This window comes from Micromonospora sediminicola (assembly GCF_900089585.1).
In the GTDB taxonomy this organism is placed as follows: domain Bacteria; phylum Actinomycetota; class Actinomycetes; order Mycobacteriales; family Micromonosporaceae; genus Micromonospora; species Micromonospora sediminicola.
In genome coordinates this window covers 3201855-3225956 of record NZ_FLRH01000003.1, presented here as the reverse complement: position 1 = coordinate 3225956, position 24102 = coordinate 3201855, and the positions used below count along the sequence as shown (strand labels likewise).

Sequence of the window (24102 nt, the reverse complement as noted above, 5' to 3'; positions counted from 1 at the left end):
GGGATCAGGGTCCGAACGTGAACACGTACGCGCGGAAGCCGGGGCGGTCGGTGACCAGGCTCAGCCGGTGCTCCCCCGACGTCGCGCCGGCGACCAGGCGCACCATCGCCGGCCGGTCGACGTGGGCCCGGCCCGCCGGGTCGACGTCGGCGCCGCGCGCGTCGCCGACCGGGTTCCCGTCCAGCAGCACCTGAAGCGGGACCGGTCCGCCGGGACCGGGGTCGACCACCAGGTTCACCTCGCCGGCGGTGAAGGGCAGGACGAGTTCGCCGGCGCCGGCGGCGAGTTCGACGTACTCGCCGTCGACCCGCCAGTCGCCGGTGAGCGCGTACGTGCCCGGCACGCCCCGGTCGGCGCCGAGATAGGTCTCCGGGGTGATGCCGGCGTACGTCGCTGGCGTGGTCGTGACGAAGGCCGTCACCTCGGGGCTGACCGGGGGCAGCGCCGCACCGGGCGACGCCGCCTCGACCAGCCGTCGGATCTCCGCCTCGGTCCGGTCGTAGTCGCCCTCGCCGACCCACCGGTCCACGAGCCGGCCGTCGCTGTCGAAGAGGTACCGGGCCGGCCAGGCGTCGTTGCGCAGGGCACGCCAGAACGTGAAGTCGTCGTCGATCGCGATCGGGTGGGTCAGCCCGTGGTCCCGGATCGCCCGGTCGATGTTCTCCGGCCGCCGGCCGAACGCGAACTCGGGCGCGTGGACGCCGACGACCGTCAGCCCCAGGTCCCGGTAGTCGCGGTGCCACGCCCGCACGTACGGGGCGGTACGGATCCAGTTGACGCAGGTGTACTCCCAGATGTCGACCAGGACCACCCGCCCGCGCAACGCCTCGGGGGTCAGCGGCGGGGAGTTCACCCAGCGGCGCACGGTGATCGGCGGCAGCCGGGTCGCGACCGGGGCGCGGTTCATCACCGGCTCCCGTCGCCGAGGTCGACCGCGGCCGCGCCGACCACCGCCCGGTCGCCCTGCTGCACATAGCCGACCACCGAGGCGCGACGGGGGTCGGGCGCCGTCGACACGTCGAGTTCCACCCGTCCCCGCTCCCCGTTCAGCTCGGCGGAGCGGAACGCGCGGACCACCGTGTCCTGGCGCAGCCGCCGCCCGGCGTTCTCGCCCCGGGGCACGTCGTTCTCCAGGCCGCGCTCGACCAGCGCCACGTTCAACCGGGCCTGTTCCGGCAGCGCTCCGGTGCCGTAGTCGAGCACCACCCGCCGGTCGCCCGCCTCGACGACGGTGAGCGTCAGTGGGGTGCCGGGCGGCGTGGCCAGGGCGGCGTCGATCGCCGAGGCGGCCTGGCGGCGGTCGGAGCCGACGAACTCGACGGTGCCGTTGACGATCATCTGCGGCGTGTACAGGCCGCCGGAGCCGAACGCCCGCGCGTACGCCTCCTGCCGCAGCGTGTGCGCGGCCGCGCCGTAGGGGTCGGCCCAGCCGAGATGGTCCCAGTAGTCGACGTGGAAGCCGAGCGTGTACACCCGCTCTCCCCGCTCGCGCGCGTCCCGGTCGATCCCGGACAGCACCTCCTCGGCCGGGGGGCAGCTGTCGCAGCCCTGGGAGGTGAACATCTCCACGACGGCGAAGCCGTCGCGCGTGGGCGAGGCGCCGGTCATGCGGGCTCCCTTCGGAACAGATGTCGACCTGCAAGCGTCGGGCGCTTACCCGGCCGGCGGGGCCGCACACGGCAGCCGGCGGCGTTTGTCGACGACCGGGGCGGGTAGGCCGATGCGCCCGGCGGGCCGTGCCGGCGGCGCGGCGTCTCGGAGGGTCGATGTCGGCTGGAGCAGCACCACCGGGCCGGCCGGTCGTGCCCGGCGGGGTGGTGGAGCTGCGGGTGCACGGCGTCTCCTCGGCCGGCGCCGCCCAGGTGCTGGAGCGGCCCCTGGTGCGGCAGGTGGCCGGCGACCGGAACGCGGGCTTCTACCGCCCCCGCCCGGGACACGCCGACGAGCACGGCGCGGACGGGGTGACGCTGGAGGCGTACCAGTGGAACGACCTGCCGTCGGGCACCGTGACACGGACCCTGTCGCTGCTGTTCCTGCTCCCGTTCATGCTGCTCAACGTGGCGGTGTGGATGCGGCCGGGTGACCGGTCCGCCGGCACGCTGGTCCGGCCGCTGTGCCGGGTGTTCGGCCTGAGCCTCACCGCGCTGTACGTGCTGGCCGTCGTGGGGGTGGCGCTGGACCTGGTCGCCTGGCAGTGCATGTCCGCGACGGCCTGCACGTCCGACCGCGACTGGCTGTCCTGGCTGGGTGGACGGCCGGTCGAGGTCCGCCTGGTGGTCCTCGCGCTCGCCCCGGTCGCCGCGATCTGCCTGATCTGGTGGGGCGCCACCCGGCCGGGGCGCTCCTTCACCGCGCTCCGCGCGCCGGAACGCGCCGCCTCGACCCATCCGCTGAGCACGGTCGGCCAGTGGGACGCCGAGCCGTTGATGGGGCGGTTGCGCTCGATCCACGTCGCCGCGGCGTTCGCGACGCTGGACGTCAGCCTGCTCGCCGCCCGGGCCGCCCAGGGCGCGCCGGCCATGACCGTCGCGCTGCTGGTGGCCGCCGGCGCCGTCCTGACCGCCTGCGTGGTCCTGGTCTGCGCGCCCGCGCTGATCGACCGGGCGCCCGCCGACCCGCGGCGGGACACGGTCGCCCGCGCGGTCAGGACGGTCGCGATCGGCCTGACCCTCGTGGTCGGCGGCCACCTGCTGCTCGCGCCCGCCCGCTGGCGGCCCGACGGCGGGCTGCCCGGCTACGGCTCCACGCTCACCTGGATGTTCGTCGGCCACGCCGGGCTGCTGGCCGCCCTGGCCGCCGTGCTGCTGTGGCACCGGTTCCGCCGGCCGGGACGCCGGCCGCCGGCCGGGCTGGGCGTGCTGGCGGTCGCGGCCGCGGCGGGCGGGCTCGCGGTGGCGTACTCCGCCGAACTGGTCCACCGGGCGGCCGACGTGCTGGACCGGGACGCGACCACGGGCGGCGCCGTGATCGCCGGCCCGGCCCGGGCGTACACCTGGGCGATCTACGGCTTCTTCCGGGCGCTGCTGGTCACAGTGGTCGTCGCCGTCCTGGTGGCGCTGCTGTCCCGGCCGGGACGACGGCGGGCCGCGGCGGCGATCGTGGCCCGGGACTTCCCGTCGCCGCCGGCCGAGGCGGCGCCCCGGCTCCGGCAGGTGCGCACGGCGATCGTCCGGGCCCGGTTCACCGACCTGCTGGTGCCGCTGACGGTGCTCTTCGCCGTCCTCGCCGGGATCGGCGCGGCGACCACCGCGATGGCGCTGCTGCGGCCGGCGCCGGGCGAGGTCCTCGAACGCCACGCGCACGTGCCCGCCGGGCTGGTCGCGTTCGGCATCGGGGCCGGCGGCTACGCCGTATCGGCGGCGGTGCTCGGTCTCGTCGTCGCCGGGATCTTCGCCTACCGCAGCGCCGGGTTCCGGCACCACGTCGGGGTGCTCTGGGACCTCGCCACGTTCTGGCCCCGGGCCGCGCACCCCTTCGCCCCGCCCTGCTACGCCGAACGGGCGGTGCCGGAGCTGGCCCGGCGCATCACCTTCCTGGTGGAGAGCGGCAACGGGGTGCTGCTGGCCGGCTACAGTCACGGCTCGGTGCTGGTCGCCGCCACGGTCCTGCAACTGCCGCCCGAGGTCAGCGACCGGGTCGCGCTGCTCACCTACAGCTCGCCACTGCGGCGGCTCTACGCCCGGCTCTTCCCGGCCTACGTGGACGACGCGGTGCTGCGGGAGATCGGGGACCGGGTCGGCTGGCGGTGGCGCAACCTGTGGCGCGACACCGACCCGGTCGGCGACTGGGTCTTCTCGGCCCACCGCCCGGACGCCCCGGCCGCCGTCCCCGGGCCGCCGGCCGGGGTGGACCGCCGCCTCCGCGACCCGGACGGGCTGCTCGCGCCGCCCGGGGACAGCGTCCCGCCACCGATCAAGGGACACTGGCCGTGCGAGTCCGAGCGGTCGTACACCGAGGCGGTGCGGGACCTGACCGGGCTCCTCCGTGCCAGGCCGGGACCGCCGTCGGGGCCGTGAGCCGGGGTCACCGGTCGGTGTCTCCCCGCTGCGGGTCACGCCGGCCCAGCGAGTCGGAGGCCGCCACCGCGACCAGGACCAGCGTCGAGGCGCCGGTGCGCAGGTCGACGTGGGCGAGCAGGTGGTGCGAGAGCTGCCCGATCGCGAAGACGTAGACGAGGTCGAAGAAGAGTTCGAGCGGGGTGACCACCCGCGCCGCGCCGGGCCGGCGCGACACCGCACCGGACCGGCTCACCACGGTTCACCCCGGGCCGCCGGGGTGGCGGTATCGGGCACGTGCCGATACCGCCACCCCGCCCGGACGGCGCCGATCAAACGGAGTCGTGCCGGGCGCCGATCCGGCGCCGCCGGGTCAGCAGCATCAGGGTGACGCCGGTCAGCAGCACCGCCGCGCCGCCGACGGCCAGCGGGAGCAGGAACGACGTCCCGGTGACCGGAAGCTTGCCGTGGCCGTGCCAGGGCCACGGGCCGGGCTTCGGACCGGGTCCGATCACCACCCGGACGCAGAGCGTGGCCTCCGGCGACACCGGAGCCGCACCCGCCGGCGGTGTGCCCGTCGCGGTGGCGGTGTCGGTGATGCACCGCTGCGAGGCGTCCGCCTTCGACACGGTGTACGTCGCCGTGCAGGTGACGCTCTCCCCCGGCGCGAGCGTGACCGCTCCGTTGGGCGTGCCGCCCGGACCACAGGTGATCGGCCCGAGGTTGGCCGGGTCGGCCGGTGGCGCGAGCGTGTCGGTCACCGTGACCCCGGTCAGCGGGACCGATCCGGTGTTGGTGACCTGGAACCGGTACCGCACCTGCTGGCCGACCTTGTGCACCTCGCCCGGGTCGGCGGACTTCTCCAGCGCGATCGCCGCACCCCGGGTCGCGGTCACCGTGGCGGAGGCCGGCTCGGAGCGGACCGGCGCCGGCGGGTCCTGGCCGGGAACGGTCGGCGGGGTGCCGACCGCGACCGCCGTGTTGGTGACCCGCCCGGCTTGGACGTCGGCCTCGGTCACCGCGTAGGTCGCCGTGCAGGTCAGGCTCTGCCCCGGGGCGAGCGTGGCGCCGTCGCAGGTGATCGCCGAGGGCCGCCCGCTGCCGGAGAAGGCGGTCTCGTCCACGGCGACGCCGGTCAGCGTGGTGTTGCCGGTGTCGGTGACCACGTACCGGTAGGTGACGACCTCACCGGGGCGGGACACCACCTCCGGCGTCACGGTCTTGGTGAGCGCGATCCCCGGGTGCAGGATCGGGATGTCCTGCGTCGACGGCCCGGAGACGACCGCGGGTCCGCGCGGCGGGGTGCCGGTGGCCGTCGCCACGTCGAGCAGCGACGCCTGGGCGAAGTCGGCTTCCGAGACCGTGTACGTGGCCCGGCACTCGACCGACGCTCCCGGCGCCAGCGTGACGGTGCCGTTCGGGACGTTGTCCGGGCCGCACGTGATGACCGTGAGGTTGTCCCGGCTGGCCGGCGGCAGGAGGGTGTCGTTCACCGTGACCCTGGTCAGCGTCAGGCCGCCGGTGTTGACCACCCGGTAGGTGTAGTTCACCTTCTGGCCGACCTGGGTGATCGCGACCGTGTCGGACGACTTGACCACCTCGATGTCGACCGCCGGGTCACCGGCCGGAACGGTCAGCGAGGCCGGGTCGGAGTCGATCGGCGTCTGGGCGCCGGCCGGGGTGCCGTGGGCGGTCGCGGTGTCGCTGACCGATCCGTGGTCAAGGTCGGCCTGGGTGACGGTGTACGTGGCGGTGCAGGTGGTCGACGCGCCCGGCGCCAACGTCGTGTCCGCACACGTGATCGGGCCGAGGTCGACGTTCGACGACGGTGGCGTCTGCACGTCGGTGACGGTGACGTTCGACAGCGTGAGCCCGCCGGTGTTGACCACGACGAACCGGTACGGCACCCGCTGGCCCGGTGCGGTGACCACCGTGGTGGTGGAGGTCTTGTCCACACTGATCCCGGCGGTCACCGGCGCCCGGGGGACGGTCAGATCCGACGGTTCGGAGTCGATCGGCGTCTCCCCACCGACGGGAGTGCCGTGGGCGGTCGCGGTGTCGCCGAGCGAGCCGTTGTCGATGTCGGCCTGCGACACGGTGTAGGTCGCCGTGCAGGTGGTCGACGCGCCCGGCGCCAACGTGGTCACCGGGCAGGTGATCGGGCCGAGGTTCGTGTTCGACGACGGCGGCGTCTGCACGTCCGTCACGTTCACGTCCGACAGCGTCACCCCACCGGTGTTGGTCACCGCGAACCGGTACGGCACCTGCTGCCCGGCGGCCGTGATCGTGGTGGTGGTGGACGACTTCACCACGGTGATCTCCGGGGGCGCCGGCCTCGCCGCGATGGTCAGGTCCGACGGGTCCGAGTCGATCGGTGTCGCGCTCCCCGGCGGTGTGCCGTGCGCGGTCGCGGTGTCCGACACCCGCCCGATGTCGAGGTCCGCCTGCGACACGGTGTACGTCGCCGTGCAGGTGGTCGACGCGCCCGGCGCCAGTGTGGTCACCGGGCAGGTGATCGGGCCCAGGTTCGCGTTCGACGACGGCGGCGTCTGCACGTCCGTCACGTTCACGTCCGACAACGTGACCCCACCGGTGTTGGTCACCGCGAACCGGTACTCGACCTGCTGTCCCTCGGCGGTGATGGTGGTGGTGGTCGAGGACTTCACCAGCGTGATGTCGGGAGTCACCGGCGTCGCCGCGATCGTCAGCTCCGACGAGTCCGAGTCGACCGGGGTGGTGCTGCCCGGTGGTGTGCCGTGCGCGGTCGCGGTGTCCGACACCGACCCGTGGTCGAGGTCGGCCTGGGTGACCGTGTACGTGGCGGTGCAGGTGGTGGACGCCCCCGGCGCCAGCGTGGTCACCGGGCAGGTGATCGGGCCCAGGTTGGCGTTCGACGACGGCGGCGTCTGCGTGTCCGTCACGTTCACGTCGGACAGCGTCAGCCCACCGGTGTTCGTCACCGCGAACCGGTACGGCACCTGCTGCCCGGCGGTCGTGATGGTGGTGGTGGTCGAGGACTTCAGCACCGAGATCGACGGGGTCAGGACCTCCGCCGGGATGGTGAGGTCGGTCGGGTCGGAGACCACCGGGGCGCCGCCGCCGGCGGGCGTGCCCCGCGCGGTCGCCGTGTCCGACACCCCGCCGTGGTCGAGGTCGGCCTGGGTGACCGTGTACGTGGCGGTGCAGGTGGTGGACGCCCCCGGGTCGAGCGCGGTGACCGGGCAGGTGATCGGCCCCAGGTTCGCGTTCGACGACGGCGGCGTCTGCACGTCGTCGACGGTGACGTCGGTCAGGCGCACGCCGCCGGTGTTGACCACCCGGAAGGAGTAGGGCACCTGCTGGCCGACGGAACCGATCAGCGCGGTGGTCGACGACTTGACCACCGCGATGCTGGCCGGGCCGCCGCCGTTGCAGGTCAGCGTCGTGCTGAACGGGAAGTAGTGGATCTCGCCGCCGCGGTGGTCGAGCGTCCGGGTGATCACGCTGCCCTCGGTGTTGCTGGCCGAGAGGTCGGTGAAGTCGGCGTTCGGCGCGTAGATGCTGCCCTCGACCGTGCGGGCTCCCGCGGTGAGCGAGAGCCGGGTCGCGGTCGGGAAGTTGATCAGGACGTACTGGGCCTGCTGGCCGCCGATGCCGGAGAAGTTCGGCGCGTTCCAGTCGAAGGTGTTCCCGACGCCGCTGGTGTCCACGTTGATCAGCAGCGGCGTGGTCGGCGTGGGCTGGTCCCGGAAGGTCAACGTGTCGATGTTGTTCAGGTCGGTGGCGCTGAGGTTCAACACGTTGGTGACACCGCTGGTCAGCGTGACGACCGCGTTGCTGCCGGGCGGGATCGGGCTGGGCAGGACGTCGCCGTTGGGGGTCCGGAGCACCACCGTGTTCGCGCAGCCGGCCAGACCGACCGAGGTGGACCGGAACGACTCGTACGCGGCGGCGAAGTTGATCGGCGAGGTGGGGCCGACGTTCGCGGGCGCCTGCCGGACGGTCAGCTCGACCCGTGGGAAGGCGTCGTAGTTGTTCGTCGGCAGGATCCGGGTGTTGACCGCGGCGCCGTTGTTGTCGGTGTCCCGCACCACGGTGCCGGTGAGGTTGCCGACCTTGGCGTAGCCCTGGGAGAGGACCTGGAGCCGGGTGCCGGGCACGCTGCCGGCGAAGTCGACCCGGCCGCCCACCACGAGCGCGCTCGGCCGACTGTCCCCGGGGACGACGAACGAACCGGCGGTGTTGTTGGCGAGCTGGTAGTTGCCGAAGGAGAGGTCTCCCCCGACAGCCATGGTGCCCTCGTTCTCGCTGGCGACCACGGTGGCGTTGCCCTCGGTCATCACCCCGAAGCTCAGCGCCGGCGCGACCGGGTTGACCGGTCCGACGGCCCGGCCCGCGGGCGCCGGCGGCGGTTGTCCGACCGGAGCCGCCGACGCGGCCACCGCCGGCAGCGGGGCGGCGAGTGCCGCGACGACGACGACCGCGGCGGCTCCGCGCCCGGCACCTGTGAACGTTCTGATCATCTTTCCCCCGTTGCCCGATTTCGGGGGAATCGTAGCTATGTGGGTGTTTCCGGACGGTCCTCTTCGGAAAAGATCGTCCGGAGGGCGGCGGTCACGCCGACGGGTGGTCCGCCTCGAACCGCTCCCGGGTCAGGAACGCGAGCTGCGCGCGCTTGTCCGGCATGTCGATTTCGGACGCGAACGTGAAACCCTCGATCCGCAGCCGGCGCAGCGCCGCCTCGTTGCGGACGTCCGGCTCCACCACGATGCGCCGGGCGGCCGGGCCCCGCAGCAGGAACCGGGCCAGGGCCGGCCCGACGGCCGTGGTGAGTCCGCGCGCCCGCCCCCGGGGCGGGTTGAGCAGCAGGTGCATCCCGACGTCCCCCGGCAAGACCGGGTACCGCTCGCCCACCGGGTCCGCCTCCGGGCGGTAGGTCTGGAACAGCCCGACCGGTTCCCCGTCCAGCAGGATCAGGTAGGCCTGGTGGGTCTCCAGCCCGTCGAGGAACGCGTAGACCTCGCGGACGTCGTCGAGCGTGTGCGAGCCCATCCCCCAGAACGCGTTGCGGGGCAACGTGACCCAGCCGTGCAGCAGCGCGGCGTGCCGGTCGGGACGCACCGGCTCCAGCGCCAGCTCGCCGAGGTCGGGGATCTGCTCCTGGTAGGTCACTGTCGTCTCGTCCTTCGTCGGGGACCCGGCGGGCGCCGGAGTCAGCGGTCCGGTGGGCAGCGGGATCAGGTCGCCGGCGGCCCAGTCGCGCAGTTGGTCGGAGAAGTGCGGGTCGCCGGGGACTCCGGAGGCGCCGAACGGGACGGCCCAGCCGCCGGCGGCCCGGTCGGTCAGGTCCCACACGTAGCGGGCCACCGGCCCTCGCCAGCAGGCGTCGGAGACGCCGGGGACGCTGGAGGTGGCCAGCACGCAGTCGGTGTCGCCGCCGAGCGCCACCGACCGCCGCATCGCCGCGACGGCGGCCGAGGTCTGCGCGGCGACGCCGAGGTGCACCGGGTGCAGCAGGTGCCGGCGGCCCCAGGGCTCGGGCGTCGGACCGGCGGCCACCTCGGCCAGCGCGGCGGAAGCGAGCGGTACGACGTCGACGCCCAGGTCGACGTGCCGCTCGACCAGGAGGTCGAGTGCCAGGCCGATCCGTGCCGCCGGGTCGGTCCAGGGCGCGAACAGCTCGTCGAAGCCGGACGGCTCGGCCAGCCGCCGCAGCCGCGGGTGCGCGCGCAGCCGGCGGGCGAGCGCGGCACGCCAGGCGGCGAACGCGCCGGCCTCGACCGAGTCGGCGGCCATCGCCCGGTCCCAGCCGGTCAACCGCCGGTGCAGCGTACGGGAGGGTTCGTCGAGCCGGTCGGGGTCGAGCCGGTCGAGCAGCCGGTGCAGCGGTGTCGCCGCCAGCCGGGTGTCGGTGTGCACCGCGGACGCGTCGACGCCGTCGGCGAGCAGCGCCCGGATCCGCCGGGCCCGGTGCGGCGGTGCGAAGTCGACGCCGTGCGCGGCAACGTCGTCGCGTCGGTTGTTGGCGCAGACCGCGACGCCCTCGACCTTCTCGTCCACCATCGGCAGGTAGCCGCCGCGCCAGTGGTGTCGCGACCGCCAGCCGGGTACCGGCTCCCGGCGGCACCGGTCGTCGCGTACCGGGACCAGGCCGGCGACCAGGCGACGCACGGCGCCGCCGGTGTCGGCGGCGAGCACGCTGTTGACCGGCTCCACCCAGTGGCGCAGCGCGTCCGCGACGTCGGCGGTGTCCCGGGCCCGCAGCAGCGGCAGCAGCGCCTCGAAGCCGAGGCGCGCCTCGACCCGGCTCGGGATGCGCAGGCTGATCGCCTCGCCGGTGCGCCGGTCGTGGTCGATCACCGGGCCGCGGGGCGTCTCGATCACCTCGACCGGTTCCGGCGCGCCGCCGCGGACCTCGATCTCCTCGACGTGGCGCGGGACCGGGATCCAGTCGTCCGCGTCCCGCACCAGCACCCGGTCGCCGTCGCGGCGCAGCTGCTCGCGGTAGAGGTCCTGGTAGTCGGCCATCGCGTTGGTGACGGCCCAGGCGACGTGGCCGGCGTGGCCGAAGTGCGGCAGCCCGGGCACCCCGGGGAAGGCCAGCCCGACCACGTCGAACTCGGGGCAGGCCAGGCGCACCTGCTGGTAGATGCCGGGCAGTTCGAGCAGCCGGTGCGGGTCGCCGGCGAGCACCGGGCCGCGCCCGGTGACCGGGTCGGCGGGCAGCGCCCAGGCGTTGCTGCCGGCCGACGCCGGCCCCTCGACCGCGAAGAGTCCGACCGCGTCGGGGCCGAGGGTGCGCGTGACGTGCGCGTGCCAGAGCTTGTTCGGGAAGGTGGAGAAGAGCACGTGCTGGACGAGGAAGACGCCCAGCGGCGACCAGGGCTGCCACGGCTCCGGCACGGCGCCGGTCGCGGCGAACTCGGGCGCGACGGCGGCCCCCTCGGCGAGGCCGGCGTTGACGCCGTCGACGTACGCCTCGACCCACCGGCGCGTCGCCGGGTCGAGTCGCTCGTGGCAGCGACGGGCGGTGTCGTCCAGCCGGGCCCGCCGGGCGAACCGGTCCCAGGGCAGCTCGGCGGCGCCGACGCGGGCGGCCAGCCGGCCCTCGGCGCGCCACCGCTCGACGCTGATCTGCCAGGCCCGGTCCTGGGCGGCGACGCGGCCCTGGAGGCGGGCGAGCGCGTCGACGTCGCCGGCCCAGAGCTGGGGCACGCCCCACGGATCGCGATCGACGCGGGTCGTCGGGCGGCCGTTTCCTCGGATGGTCAACTTAGGTTACCCTCCCCTAACTGAGGCAGACCTTACCTGGAGGGGTTCGTGAAACGGAACTGGGAGGGCCTGGTGCTCAAGGCCATGGGGGGCCGGGACTTCCGGCTCACCGTGCGGGGCACCGAGTCGGTCGACGGGCACTACCAGCGTCTGCTCCTCGACGACGGCGGGCTGCTGGCGGCGTGCGGGATCCACCCGACGATGTGGATCCGGCTCTGGTTCGACGACGGCGGGCGGGCGCACCAGCGGGCCTACACGCTCGTCGACCCGGATCCGGAGCACGGGCGGTTCACGCTGGAGTTCGCCCTGCACGACGGCGTCGCCGCACGGTGGGCCACCACCGCCGAGGTCGGCGACACGATCGACGCGACAGTGCAGGGCAGCGCGTTCCAGCTGCCGGAACCGACGCCGGAGCACCTCTACCTGGTCGGCGACGCGGCCTCGCTGCCGGCGGTGAACAGCCTCCTCGACGCCGGCGCGGACATCCCGGCGACGGTGTGGCTGGAGTACGCCCACGAGGGCGAGAAGGCCCTCGCTCCGCGCGCCCGGGCGCACCATCAGGTGACCTGGGTGCCCCGCCGCGACGACGGCCGGCACCTGGTCGACACGGTCTGCGCGGCGCTGCCCGCCGCCGGGACCGCGCACTACTGGGTGGCGTGCGAGGCGGCCAGCACCCGCAGCATCACCCGGCACGTCCGGCGGACGCTGGGCGTCGGCAAGCACCAGCTCACCGCGCTCGGCTACTGGCGGGCCGTCTGATGGGCCGCCTCGGCACGCTGACCGCGCTCTACGTCACGCAGTACCTCGGCATCGGCTTCATCACCGTCGGGCTCACCGCCATCCTGCGTGACGGCGGCACCTCGCTGGACACCCTGGCGCTGCTCCAGGTGGTCGGCCTGATCTGGCCGATCAAGTTCCTCTGGGCGCCGGTCCTCGACCGCTACGGCTCCCGTCACCGCGGCCACTACCGGTCCTGGCTGCTGGTGTTGCAGGCCGCCCTGGTGCTGACGCTGCTGGCGCTGCTGCCGTTCTCCCGGCCCGCCGACCAGCTCGGCCCGGTCATCGCCATCTGCGCCGCGTTCGTGTTCTTCTCCGCCACCCAGGACATCGCCGCCGACGCGGTCGCGGTGCGACTGCTGGCCGCGTCCGACCGGGGCACCGGCAACGGCATCCAGGTGGCCGCGAGCTACCTGGGCAACCTGCTCGGCGGCGGCGCGTGCGTGCTGGTCTACGACCGCTTCGGCTGGGCGGCGGCGGTCGGCCTGCTGGCCGCGCTGACCGCGGTCGGGCTGCTCGTGGTGTGGCGGTTCCGGGAACCGGAGCGCACCGACCGGGTCGTGCGCATCGGGGCGGCCTACCGGGCGCTGGTGTCGGTGTTCGGCCAGCCCGGCTGCCGGTGGTGGACGTTCGGCGTGGTGCCGCTGGTCTACGTCGGAGCCGGCATGGCGTACGCGCTGGTGACGCCCGCGCTGGTGGACGCCGGCTGGTCGCTGGGCCGGATCGGCGTGGTGACCGGCGTGGTGACCAGCGTGCCGGCCATCGCGGCCGGCCTGGTCGCGGGCCTCGGCGTCGGCCGGTTCGGTCGGGCCGGCGTGCTGGTGGCCGGTGGGGTCACGCTGGCGTTGTCCACGGTGGCGTTGCTGCCGCTGATGAACGGCCGCGCGCCGCTCGGCGGCACGGTCGCCGCGCTCTGCTTCTTCCTGGCCGCGTACACGATCGCCAACGTGGTGCTCTACACGGTCAACATGGACTACTCCCGGCCGGGCAGCGGGGGCACCGACTTCACCGTGCTGTCGTCGTTCGGGCTGGTCTGCTCGTTCGTCGCCGCCTCGATCGGGCTCGCCGCCGCCGAGCGGTTCGGCTACCCGGCGGTGGCGCTGGCCTCGCTCGGGCTGGTGGCCGCCGGGGTCGTGGTGGGCGTGGCGCACCAGCGGCGGTTCCCACCGTCCGGATCGACCTCCCGCCCGACACCCGCCGCTACGGACTTGCTTGTTAGGTAAGGCTAACCTAATCTGATCTCCGCGCGGCCCGGCCGCGCTCCTGTCCGCACGACGACCGGGAAGTCACATGAGCGCGATCGACACCGCAGCGCGGGCCCACCTGTTCAACGCCGGCTCGCTCGGGCGGTACCGGGACGTGCTGGCGCGCGGCGTCGACCGCGTCGCCCGCCGGGTGGGCGCGGCCGACCGGCCGTTCACCGGCGTGACGCCGGAGGCGCTCGCCCCGGTGGTCGGCGCGATCGACCTGGACCGGCCGCTCGGCGACACCGACGCCGCCCTGGACGAGCTGCACGACGTCTGGCTGCGCGACGCGGTGTACTTCCACCACCCGCGCTACCTGGCCCACCTGAACTGCCCGGTGGTCATCCCGGCGCTGCTCGGCGAGGCCGTGCTCAGCGCGGTCAACTCCTCGCTGGACACCTGGGACCAGAGTGTCGGCGCCACGCTGATGGAGCGGCGCCTGATCGAGTGGACGGCCGGACGGATCGGTCTCGGCGCCACCGCCGACGGCGTGTTCACCAGCGGCGGCACCCAGTCGAACCTGCAGGCCATGCTGCTGGCCCGGGAGGAGGCCTACCGCCGGGTGGTCGGTGGCGCGGCCACCCGCCCGGCCCGGCCGGAGGTGCTGGCCCGGTTGCGGATCATCACCTCCGCCGCCGGCCACTTCAGCGTGCAGAAGGCGGCCAAGCTGCTCGGCCTGTCCGCCGACGCGGTGCTCACCGTGCCCACCGACGCCGGCCGCCGGATGCGCACCGACGAACTCGCCCGCACCATCGACCGCTGCCGGCGCGACGGGCAGGTGGTGATGGCCGTCGTGGCCACCGCCGGCACCACCGACTTCGGCACCATCGACCCGCTGCCCGAGATCGCCGACATCTGCACCGCCGCCGGAGTCTGGATGCACGTCGACGCCGCGTACGGCTGCGGGTTGCTGGTCTCCCCCACCCGCCGACACCTGCTCGACGGCATCGAGCGGGCGGCCTCGGTCACCGTCGACTACCACAAGTCGTTCTTCCAGCCGGTCAGCTCCAGCGCGCTGCTGGTCCGCGACGGCCGGACGCTGCGCCACGCCACCTGGCACGCCGACTACCTCAACCCGGCCCGCGCGGTCGAGCAGGGCATCCCGAACCAGGTCGACAAGAGCATCCAGACCACCCGCCGCTTCGACGCGTGCAAGCTCTGGCTGACCCTGCGGATCATGGGGCCGGACGCGATCGGCGCGCTCTTCGACCAGGTGGTCGACCTCGCGGCCGACGCCTGGCGGCTGTTCGACGCCGACCCCCGGTTCGAGGTCGCGGCCCGCTCCCCGCTGAGCACCGTGGTCTTCCGTCACCTGCCGCCCGGCGCCGACCCGAACCTGGTCGACGAGGCCAACCTGCACGCCCGCGAGGCGCTGGCCACCTCCGGCGCGGCCCTGGTCGCCGGCACCAAGGTCGACGGCGCGCACTGGCTGAAGCTCACCCTGCTCAACCCCGAGACCACCGTCGACGACATCGCCCACGTGCGCGACCTGATCGCCGACCACGCCGCCTGGTACGCCCGGACCGCGGCCACCGCCGAGCTGTCCTGCCCGGTCGGCTGATCCGGCCCCGAACGAAAGAACCCCATGTCGACCCACGACTTCATCGCCGTCGGGCTGGGCCCGTACAACCTCGGCCTGGCCTGCCTCAGCGCACCGATCGACGACCTCGACGGGCTGTTCCTGGAGGCGCGCGACGACTTCGACTGGCACCCCGGGATGCTGCTCGAATCGACCCGGTTGCAGACGCCGTTCATCGCCGACCTGGTCACGCTCGCGGACCCGACCTCGCCGTACTCGTTCCTCAGCTATCTGAAGGAGGCCGGGCGGCTCTACCCGTTCTACATCCGGGAGAGCTTCTTCCCGCTGCGCGCCGAGTACAACGACTACTGCCGGTGGGCCGCCGCCAAGCTGCCGAACCTGCGCTTCCGGCACGCCGTCACCAGCGTCGAGTACGACGGGGCCGACGACCGCTACGTGGTACGCGCCGACACGCCGGACGGGCCGGTCACCCACCGCGCCCGGCACCTGGTGCTCGGCACCGGCACCCCGCCGTACCTGCCGCCCGCCTGCGCCGGCGTGGGCGGCGACCTGATCCACAACTCCCGCTACCTGGAGCACCGGGAGGCGTTGCGCGCCAAGCGGAGCATCACCGTCGTGGGCAGCGGTCAGAGCGCGGCCGAGATCTACCACGACCTGCTCGGCGACATCGACACGTACGGCTACCAGCTCACCTGGGTGACCCGCTCCCCCCGGTTCTTCCCGCTGGAGTACACCAAGCTGACGCTGGAGATGACCTCACCGGACTACGTGGACTACTTCCACGCGCTGCCCGAGCCGACTCGCTACCGGCTGGAAGCAGCGCAGAAACCGCTGTTCAAGGGCATCAACGCCGATCTGATCAACGACATCTACGACACCCTCTACGCGAAGAGCCTGCACGGGCCCGCACCGACCCGGCTGCTGACCAACACCGAACTGGTCGACGCCGGGTACGCCGACGGCCGCTACCGGCTCGGGCTGCGCCACACCGAGCAGGACCGCGCGTTCACGCTGGACACCGAGGGCCTGGTGCTGGCGACCGGCTACCACTACCGGCTGCCGGAGTTCCTCGCCCCGGTGCGTGACCGCCTGTGCTTCGACGCCCACGGCCGCTTCGACGTGGCCCGCAACTACAGCGTCGACCGCACCGGCCGGGGCGTGTTCCTGCAGAACGGCGGCACGCACACGCACAGCATCACCTCGCCCGACCTGGGCATGGGGCCCTACCGCAACTCGTGGATCATCCGGGAGCTGACCGGCCGGGAGCACTACCCGATCGAGAAGTCGATCGCGTTCCAGGAGTTCGGGGTGCCCTCATGAGCGACATCTTCCGCCGTCACGACCACGCTCTGGGGGAATTCGCGCTGCGACCGCTGGACGTCGACGCCGACGCGGCGCTGCTGCACCGCTGGGTCACCCACCCGAAGGCCGCCTTCTGGCTGATGCAGGACGCCGACGTGGCCGGCGTCGCCGAGGAGTACCGGCGCATCGCCGCCCACCCGCACCACGACGCGTACCTCGGCTCGTGGCGCGGCCGGCCCGCGTTCCTGGCCGAGCGGTACGACCCGGCCCGGGTGGAGCTGGTCGGCCTCTACGAGCCGGAGCCCGGCGACGTGGGCATGCACTTCCTCTGCGCGCCCACCGACACGCCCGCGCACGGCTTCACCCGCGCCGTGCTCACCACGGTGATGGCCTGGCTCTTCGCCGACCCGGCGACCCGGCGGGTGGTGGTGGAGCCGGACGTGCGCAACACCGCCGTGCACGCGCTCAACGCCGCCGTCGGCTTCACCGTCGTCGGCGAGATCCGCAAGCCGGAGAAGGACGCGCTGCTCAGCGTCTGCACCCGGGAACGATTCCGGGCCGCGGCCCGGGGAGAGGCGACCCCGTGAACCCCGCCGCGTCCGTGGACCACCTGACCCCCGAGGCGTGGGCGACGGCCAACCGGCTGCTGGTGCGCAAGGCGCTCGCCGAGTTCGCCCACGAGCGCCTGATCACCCCCGAGCCGGCCGGCCCCGGGCGGTGGGTCGTGCGCAGCGACGACGGCACGGTGGAGTACCGGTTCGCCGCGCGGCGGCTGGCGCTGGACCACTGGCAGGTCGACGCCGCCAGCATCACCCGGCGCCGCGACGGCGCGGAGCTGCCGCCCGACGCGGTCGACCTCTGCCTGGAGCTGCGCGCCGCGCTCGGCCTCACCGACGCGATCCTGCCCGTCTACCTGGAGGAGATCACCTCCACCCTCGCGGGCACCGCGTACAAGCTGGGCAGGCCCGCGGTGACCGCCGCCGAGCTGGCCGCCGCCGACTTCCAGTCGATCGAGACGCAGATGACCGAGGGCCACCCCTGCTTCGTGGCCAACAACGGGCGGATCGGCTTCGGCGTGCACGAATACCACCGGTACGCCCCGGAGACCGCCGCACCGGTACGGCTGCTCTGGCTGGCCGCGCACCGCGACCACACCACGTTCACCTGCGCCGCCGACCTGGACTACGACGCGCTGGTCCGCGCCGAACTGGGCGACGAGACCCTCGCCGGGTTCACCGCCACGCTCACCGCGCTCGGTCTCGACCCGGCCGACTACCTGCTGATCCCGGTGCATCCGTGGCAGTGGTGGAACAGGCTCGCGGTCACCTTCGCCGGCGACGTGGCCCGGCGCCGCCTGGTCTGCCTCGGCGAGGGACCGGACGACTACCTGGCCCAGCAGTCCATCCGCACGTTCTTCAACGTCACCGACCCGGCGAAGCACTACGTCAAGACCGCGCTGTCGGTGCTGAACATGGGCTTCATGCGCGGGCTGTCCGCGGCGTACATGGAGGCCACGCCCGCGATCAACGACTGGCTGGCCGACCTGATCGAGAACGACCCGGTGCTCACGGGCACCGGCTTGTCGATCATTCGGGAACGGGCCGCGATCGGCTACCGGCACCGGCAGTACGAGGCGGCGACCGCCCCCGGCTCGCCGTACCGGAAGATGCTGGCCGCGCTCTGGCGGGAGAGCCCGGTGCCCGGCCTGGAACCCGGGCGACGACTGGCCACGATGGCCTCGCTGCTGCACCTCGACCGGGACGGCCGCTCGCTGGCGGCGGCGCTGATCGCCCGGTCCGGCCTGCCGCCGGCGCGCTGGCTGCGCCGCTACCTGGACGCCTACCTGGTGCCGTTGCTGCACAGCCTGTACGCCCACGACCTGGCCTTCATGCCGCACGGCGAGAACGTCATCCTGGTGCTGGACGACGACGTGGTGGAGCGGGTGGTCTTCAAGGACATCGCCGAGGAGATCGTGGTGATGGACCCGGAGGCCGACCTGCCGGAGCGGGTGCGCCGGATCCGGGCCGCGATCGGAGAGGACGAGAAGATCCTGTCCATCTTCACCGACGTCTTCGACTGCTTCCTGCGGCACCTGAGCGCCGCCCTGCACACCGAGGGCGTGCTCGACCAGGACGACTTCTGGCGCACCGTCGCCGGGTGCGCCACCGACTACGCGACCACGGTGCCGCACCTGGCCGAGCGGATGCGCCGGTACGACCTGTTCGCGCCGGAGTTCACGCTCTCCTGCCTCAACCGGCTCCAGCTGCGCAACAACCAGCAGATGGTGGACCTGACCGACCCGTCCGCCGCGTTGCAGTTCGCCGGCACGCTGGTCAACCCGCTCGCCCGTTTCGCGCCGACTTCATGAGCGCCGAGCCGACGAGCGCCGACCCGGGGACGGTGCACGCCGACCGGGCCACCCCGGCCCCGGTGCCGCACCGCTGGCTGATCCTGGCCGTGCTCTGCCTGGCCCAGCTCGTGGTGGTGCTGGACAACACCGTGCTGACCGTGGCGGTGCCGGTGCTCACGGTCGAGTTGGACGCCGGCACCGCCGACGTGCAGTGGATGATCAACGCGTACGCGCTGGTGCTGTCCGGTCTGCTGCTGAGCGCCGGCAGCGCGGCCGACCGGTACGGGCGGCGGCGGATGTTGCTGGTCGGGCTGGCGCTGTTCGGGCTCGGCTCGGCGGCGGCCGGGCTCGCCCGCACCGCCGAGCAGTTGATCGCCGCCCGGGCCGGCATGGGCGTGGGCGGCGCGCTGCTGGCCACCGCGACGCTGGCCGTCGCCATGCAGGTCTTCGACGCCGCCGAGCGGTCCCGGGCGATCGGCGTGTGGGCGGCCACCAGCGCGCTGGGCTTCGCCGCCGGACCGCCGATCGGCGGGTTCGTCCTGGCGCACCTGCCGTGGGGCGCGATCTTCCTGCTCAACGTGCCGGTCGTGCTGGTCTGCCTGCTCGCCGCCCGGGCGCTTGTCCCGGAGTCGCGGGACCCGGCCGGCGGGCCGCTCGACCTGGGCGGCGTGGCGCTGTCCACGGGCGGCCTGACCGCGGTCGTCTGGGCGATCATCTCCGGTCCCGAACGCGGCTGGGCGTCGGCGCCGGTGCTCGGCGCGGGCGCGGCCGGCGTGCTGCTGCTGGCGTCGTTCGTCGGCTGGGAGCGGCGGGTCGCCCACCCGATGCTGGACATGCGCTTCTTCCGGGACCGACGCTTCGTCGGCGCGGTCTGCGGCGTCGTGCTGATCACGTTCGGCGCCACCGGCGCGCTGTTCCTGCTCACCCAGCACCTGCAGTTCGTCCGGGGCTATCCGGCCTGGGAGGCGGGGCTGCGGATGGCGCCGTTCGCGTTGTCCATCGTGGTGCTCACCGCCGGCGGGGTGGCCGCGTCGGTGATCCGCCGGCTCGGACGGCCGACCGCCATCGCGGTCGGGATGACCCTGCTGGCCGGCGGTCTGGCGCTGGTCACGCACGGCCCGTCCGAGGGTTACGGCACGCTGCTGGCCGGGCTGCTGGTGATGGGCGCCGGGTGCGCGCTGGCGAACCCGGCGATCGTCGAGGCGGTGATGAGCGCGATCCCCACCGACAAGGCGGGCGCCGGGGCCGGCGTGGACGGCACCATGACCGAGGTCGGCAGCAGCCTCGGCGTCGCGGTGCTGGGCGCGGTGCTCAACGCCCGGTTCGGCGCGCTGCTGCCGGCCGCGCTGACCGGCGCCGGCTCGTTCCCGGCGGCGCTGGCCGCCGCCGGCCCGGACCGGGAGGCGATCACCGCCGCCTTCGCCGAGGCCTTGCGGACCGGCCAGACGGTGGGCGCGGTGGCGGTCCTGGTGGGCGGCCTGGTCGCGGCCGCCCTGCTGCACCGGGCCGACCGACTGTCGGCCTGAGGCCGGGTCGGACCAGCAGGCGGCCTGCGGCCCGGCCGGACCGGCGGGCGGCCTGCGGCCGGGTCGGACCGGGCTCAGGACTCGGCGCGGCCGGCCCGCCAGTAGCCCATGAACGCGACCGCCCGGCGGTCGACGCCCCGGTCGGCGACCAGGTGCCGGCGCAGACCGCGGATCACCGCCGCCTCGCCGGCCAGCCAGGCGTAGAGCGCAGCCCCGTCGGGGTGCTGCGGCACCTCCCAGAGGATCTCCCGGTCCACGTCCACCTCGGCCGGCGGCACGGCGGCGGCGGGCGCGGCGGGGACCGGCAGCAGCCGGTCGGCCAGGCCGGTCACGGCCGGGGTGAGCCGGCTGCCGTGCGGCGCACCGGCGCGGGGCAGCCAGGTCACGGTGACGCCGGCCGGGGCGCGGCAGGGCAGTTCGTCACCCGGCTCCGGCACCTCCACCACCGCGTGGCCGCACGCGTCGGCGGGCAGCCGCTCCAGGATCGCGCAGATCGCCGGGGCGGCGGTCTCGTCGCCGGCCAGCAGCAGCGTCGCCCCGACCGGCGCGGCGAACTCGACGCCGCCGTGCACACCTGGCCAGCCGGCGTCCGGGCCGACCATGGCGAGCCGGTCCCCGAGTCGGGCCCGCCGCGCCCAGCGGGTGGCCGGGCCGCCGTCGCCGTGCAGCGCCATGTCGACGTCCACCTCGGACGCCTCCGGGCGGACCGCCCGCACGGTGTAGGTGCGGATCGGGCTACGCCGCCCCGCCGGCAGATCCCGCCACCGCTGGTACCAGTCGGGTCCGGCCGGCAGCTCCGCCGACGCCCCCTCGACCGCCGGCAGGGCCAGCTTGATCCGCTGGTCGTAGCCGTTGTCGGCGAACCGGTCCAGGTCCGGCCCGGCGAACGTCACCCGGAGGAACGACGGGCCGAGCCGGCGCAGCGCGCGTACCTCGACGGTGAACACGCGCCACGGGGCGGCGGCCAGGGTGCTCGTCATCGACAGATGTCCTCTCGCGATAGCGGGGTGTGCTCAACGGGCGGCGCGGGAGCGCCACAGCAGCCAGACGAAGTAGGGGGTGCCGACCAGCGCGGTGACCAGGCCGGCGGGGATCTGCGCGGGTGCGACGACGGTGCGGCCGAGCGTGTCGGCGAGGCTGACCAGCGTCGCGCCGAGCAGCACCGCCACCGGCAGCACGCGGGCGTGCCGGCCGCCGACCAGCGCCCGGGCGGCGTGCGGCGCGACCAGGCCGACGAAGCCGATCACGCCGACCGCCGACACGGCGGTGGCGGTGAGCAGCGCGGCCAGGCCGAGCGCGACCAGCCGGGCGCGCTCCAACCGGACCCCGAGCACCCGGGGCGTGTCGTCGTCCAGCGCGAGCAGGTCGAGTTCGCGGCGGATCCCGGCCACCACCGGGACGGCGACCAGCAGCGCGACCGCCACCGGCAGCACCTGCGACGCGGTGCGCCCGTAGGTGGAGCCGGACAGCCAGGTCAACGCCTTGCCGGTGTTCCACGGGTCGGAGGACACCACGATGAAGGTGATCACCGCGGCGCCGCCCTGCCAGACCGCGAAGCCGATCAGCACGAGCCGGTCGGAGTTGAGGCCGCCGTGCCGGGCCAGCCCGTAGACCAGCGCGAACGCGGCGACCGCGCCGAGACCGGCGGCACCGGAGAGCGCGGCCACCCCGGCCGTCGGGGCGAACGTCAGCAGCGAGACCGCGCCGATGCCGGCCCCGCCGGTGATGCCGAGGATGCCCGGCTCGGCCAACGGGTTGCGGCACACCGCCTGCACGGTGGTGCCGGCCAGCGCGAGCGCGGCGCCGGCCAGCAGCGCCGCCGCGACGCGCGGCCACCGGGCGTCCAGCACGAAGGTGTACGCCGGCCCGGTGCGACCCCGCACCCAGTTGACGATGTCGCCGAGCAGCACCCCGGTGTCCCCGGCCAGCATGCCCACCACCAGGGCCGTGCCGGCCGCCACCGCGCAGACGGTGACGACGGCGACGTGGAAGGCGCGGGAGCGCACGGCCGCGTGACCGCCCGGAGGTTGCCGGGTGGGCCCGGCGTCGCGGTGCCGGCGGGCCAGCCAGACCAGCAGCACCGCGCCGAAGAGCGTGGTGACCACGCCGGTCGGCACGTCGACGCCGGCCTGCCCGCCGAGCACGGCCCGCAGCAGCACGTCGGAGCCGAGCACCACGACCACGCCGACCATGCCGGACAGCGGCAGCAGCACCCGGTGCCGGTGCACCTCGGGCACCCACCGGCCGAGCAGCCGGACGATCACCGGCGCGCCGAGCCCGACGAAGCCGATCGGCCCGGCCAGGGTGACCGCGGCGGCGGAGAGCAGGACGGCGAGCAGCACCACGGTGAGCCGGGTCCGGCGCACGTCGAGCCCGAGCACGGTGGCGGTGTCGTCGCCGAGGGCGAGCAGGTCCAGCCGGCGGCCGAGCGCCACGAGCACCAGCGCGGCGACGCCGACCACCGGGGCGAGCTGGGTGAACGCGACCAGGTCGCCCTGCACGAGGGAGCCGTTGCCCCAGGCGAACAGGCCGATGGTGGCCTGCTCGAAGAGCAGCAGGAGCAGCATGGTGAGCGAGGCGAGGGCCATCGCGGTGGCCGAGCCGGCGAGGATCAGCCGGGTCGTCGCGGACCGGCCGCCGGCGGACAGCAGCATCACCAGGCCGGCGGCGGCGAGGCCACCGCAGAACGCGAGCCCGCCGGCGGGCAGCGCCGGAAGGGCGATCCCGAACGCGGCGGTGGCGACGATCGCCAGGTGCGCGCCGGCGTTGACGGCGAGCGTGTCGGGTGAGGCGAGCGGGTTGCGGGTGGTCGACTGCAACGCCGCGCCGGCGAAGCCGAGCGCGACGCCGACGGTCAGGCCGGTGAGCAGGCGGGGCAGCCGGGAGGCGACCAGCACCCGGGCGGTCTCGTCGTCGGCGCCGGTGAGCAGCCGGAGCAGGTCGGCCGCCCCCACCGAGGAGGTGCCCTGGGTGAGGTGCACGGCGGTGACGGCGACGAGCAGCGCGGCGGCGAGCAGGAACGCGCCGGCGACCCGGCGGCGGGCGGGCGGTGGCCCGAGCGGGGCCGGCCGGGTGGCCGGCCCCGGCGGGGCGATCGTCTGGCTCAAGCCGTGTAGACCGTGACGAGCTGGTCGACGTACTGCCGGGCGGAGAGCGGGCCGCCGAAGGTCCAGATGCCGTCGGGCATCTTGTGCAGCTTGTTCTGCTGCACGAACGGCAGCGAGCGCCAGATCGCGTTGCCCGCCAGCCCGTCGGCGAAGACGTCCTGCCCGTCCGAGGCGTTGTAGAAGAAGTGCAGGTCCTGGCCCTTGAGGACGGTCAGTCCCTCGACGTCGGTCTGGCCCAGGCCCCACATCGCGTCGGTCTTGCCGGTCCAGGCGTTCTTGAGGCCGAGCTGGATGCCGAGCTGGGAGACGAGCGCGCCCTGGCCGAACATCCGGATGGAGACGGTGCTGCCCTCCTTCCAGCCGTCGGCGAAGGCGAACTGCCGGCCGGCCGCCCCGGCCTCGGCGATCTTCCTGCGGCCGTCGGCGAGGACGGCGTCGAAGTCGGCGAGCAGCTTCTCCGCCTGGGCGGTACGGCCGGTGGCAGTGGCGATCATGGTGAGGTCGGAGCGCATCCGGCCGATGTTGTCGGCCGCGTCGCTGCCCTCGGTGACCAGCACCGGCACGTACTTCTCCAGCTGGGTGACGATGGCGGAGCCGCGCTCGGCCTCCATCACCACCAGGTCGGGCTGGAGCGCGACGACGGCGTCGACGCTCGGCTCGCCCCGGGTGCCGACGTCCTTGACGCTCGCGTCGAGCGGGGCGGCGGTGACCCAGGTGGCGTAGCCCTTGGGGTCGGCCACGCCGACCGGCATCACGCCGAGGCCGACCAGCATCTCGACCTCACCCCACTCCAGGCCGACGACCTTGGTGGCCGGGCTCTTCAGGGTGATCGCCTTGCCCCGGCTGTCGGTGACGGTGACCGGGCCGGTGGCGGCGGCGTCGGAGGCGGACGGGGCGGCGGCGGGCGTCTCGGTGGTGCCGCAGCCGGCGATCAGCAGCGCGGTCGCCGCGGCGGCCAGCAGGGTCAGACGGGTACGCAACATCGGCTTCTCTTCTGTGGCAGGAACGGG

At 74.3% G+C, this 24102-nt stretch carries 16 protein-coding genes and 1 pseudogene; 8 read left to right on the top strand and 9 right to left on the bottom strand.

All coding sequences use genetic code 11. The annotated features are described in order from the left end of the window. Positions 1–4 precede the first annotated feature (4 nt). Both GA0070622_RS15380 and GA0070622_RS15375 read right to left on the bottom strand, forming a co-directional pair. Positions 5–907 carry a thioredoxin family protein gene (locus GA0070622_RS15380; protein ID WP_091573927.1) on the bottom strand — a complete coding sequence of 301 codons (903 nt, stop codon included), beginning with the start codon at positions 905–907 and terminating at the stop codon, positions 5–7. Then, positions 907–1608 (bottom strand): DUF1223 domain-containing protein, encoded by a 702-nt coding sequence (locus tag GA0070622_RS15375; protein WP_091573926.1) that lies wholly within the window; start codon positions 1606–1608, stop codon positions 907–909. The genes GA0070622_RS15380 and GA0070622_RS15375 overlap by 1 nt, the downstream gene beginning before the upstream one ends. Positions 1609–1766: 158 nt before the next feature. On the opposite strand from GA0070622_RS15375, the gene GA0070622_RS15370 reads away from it, so the two are divergent. After that, positions 1767–4016, top strand: a complete 2250-nt coding sequence (locus GA0070622_RS15370; protein WP_091573925.1) for a hypothetical protein — start codon at positions 1767–1769, stop codon at positions 4014–4016. A 7-nt stretch (positions 4017–4023) separates the two neighbouring features. On the opposite strand, the gene GA0070622_RS15365 is transcribed toward GA0070622_RS15370, so the two are convergent. The 4 genes and pseudogenes from GA0070622_RS15365 to GA0070622_RS15355 all read right to left on the bottom strand — a co-directional run. Further along, on the bottom strand, positions 4024–4251 hold the full coding sequence (locus GA0070622_RS15365; protein WP_218012339.1) for a low temperature requirement protein A: 228 nt from the start codon (positions 4249–4251) through the stop codon (positions 4024–4026). A gap of 76 nt (positions 4252–4327) precedes the next feature. Beyond that, positions 4328–8497 carry a DUF7507 domain-containing protein gene (locus GA0070622_RS33710; RefSeq protein WP_141684581.1) on the bottom strand — a complete coding sequence of 1390 codons (4170 nt, stop codon included), beginning with the start codon at positions 8495–8497 and terminating at the stop codon, positions 4328–4330. A 91-nt stretch (positions 8498–8588) separates the two neighbouring features. Beyond that, positions 8589–9146, bottom strand: a complete 558-nt coding sequence (locus tag GA0070622_RS33110; protein WP_245666617.1) for a GNAT family N-acetyltransferase — start codon at positions 9144–9146, stop codon at positions 8589–8591. Positions 9147–9197: 51 nt separating this feature from the next. Beyond that, a pseudogene (locus GA0070622_RS15355) lies at positions 9198–11240 on the bottom strand (penicillin acylase family protein); the annotation flags it as partial. A 54-nt stretch (positions 11241–11294) separates the two neighbouring features. Between GA0070622_RS15355 and GA0070622_RS15350 the strand changes: the two are divergent. From GA0070622_RS15350 to GA0070622_RS15320, 7 genes are all read left to right on the top strand, one after another. After that, on the top strand, positions 11295–12005 hold the full coding sequence (locus GA0070622_RS15350; protein ID WP_091573924.1) for a siderophore-interacting protein: 711 nt from the start codon (positions 11295–11297) through the stop codon (positions 12003–12005). Beyond that, positions 12005–13246 (top strand): MFS transporter, encoded by a 1242-nt coding sequence (locus GA0070622_RS15345; protein ID WP_091573923.1) that lies wholly within the window; start codon positions 12005–12007, stop codon positions 13244–13246. Before GA0070622_RS15350 ends, GA0070622_RS15345 begins: the two co-directional genes overlap by 1 nt. 67 nt (positions 13247–13313) lie before the next feature. Further along, positions 13314–14828 (top strand): pyridoxal phosphate-dependent decarboxylase family protein, encoded by a 1515-nt coding sequence (locus GA0070622_RS15340; RefSeq protein ID WP_176558766.1) that lies wholly within the window; start codon positions 13314–13316, stop codon positions 14826–14828. A gap of 24 nt (positions 14829–14852) precedes the next feature. After that, positions 14853–16127: a lysine N(6)-hydroxylase/L-ornithine N(5)-oxygenase family protein gene (locus GA0070622_RS15335; protein WP_091573921.1), complete on the top strand. Its 1275-nt coding sequence runs from the start codon at positions 14853–14855 to the stop codon at positions 16125–16127. After that, complete coding sequence (locus tag GA0070622_RS15330) at positions 16124–16696, top strand: GNAT family N-acetyltransferase (RefSeq protein WP_091573920.1); 573 nt, start codon at positions 16124–16126, stop codon at positions 16694–16696. Before GA0070622_RS15335 ends, GA0070622_RS15330 begins: the two co-directional genes overlap by 4 nt. Continuing rightward, positions 16693–18477, top strand: coding sequence for an IucA/IucC family protein (locus tag GA0070622_RS15325; RefSeq protein ID WP_091573919.1), 1785 nt, complete (start codon positions 16693–16695; stop codon positions 18475–18477). The genes GA0070622_RS15330 and GA0070622_RS15325 overlap by 4 nt, the downstream gene beginning before the upstream one ends. Continuing rightward, positions 18474–19985 carry an MFS transporter gene (locus tag GA0070622_RS15320; RefSeq protein WP_245666318.1) on the top strand — a complete coding sequence of 504 codons (1512 nt, stop codon included), beginning with the start codon at positions 18474–18476 and terminating at the stop codon, positions 19983–19985. The genes GA0070622_RS15325 and GA0070622_RS15320 overlap by 4 nt, the downstream gene beginning before the upstream one ends. Positions 19986–20059: 74 nt before the next feature. On the opposite strand, the gene GA0070622_RS15315 is transcribed toward GA0070622_RS15320, so the two are convergent. The 3 genes from GA0070622_RS15315 to GA0070622_RS15305 are packed head-to-tail and all read right to left on the bottom strand — an operon-like array spanning position 20060 to position 24075. Beyond that, a complete protein-coding gene (locus GA0070622_RS15315; RefSeq protein WP_091573918.1) occupies positions 20060–20965 on the bottom strand; it encodes a siderophore-interacting protein in 906 nt (301 codons plus the stop codon). Between the two features lie 33 nt (positions 20966–20998). Then, on the bottom strand, positions 20999–23092 hold the full coding sequence (locus tag GA0070622_RS15310) for an iron ABC transporter permease (RefSeq protein WP_176710494.1): 2094 nt from the start codon (positions 23090–23092) through the stop codon (positions 20999–21001). Then, positions 23089–24075 (bottom strand): ABC transporter substrate-binding protein, encoded by a 987-nt coding sequence (locus GA0070622_RS15305; RefSeq protein ID WP_091573917.1) that lies wholly within the window; start codon positions 24073–24075, stop codon positions 23089–23091. Before GA0070622_RS15305 ends, GA0070622_RS15310 begins: the two co-directional genes overlap by 4 nt. Positions 24076–24102 lie beyond the last annotated feature (27 nt).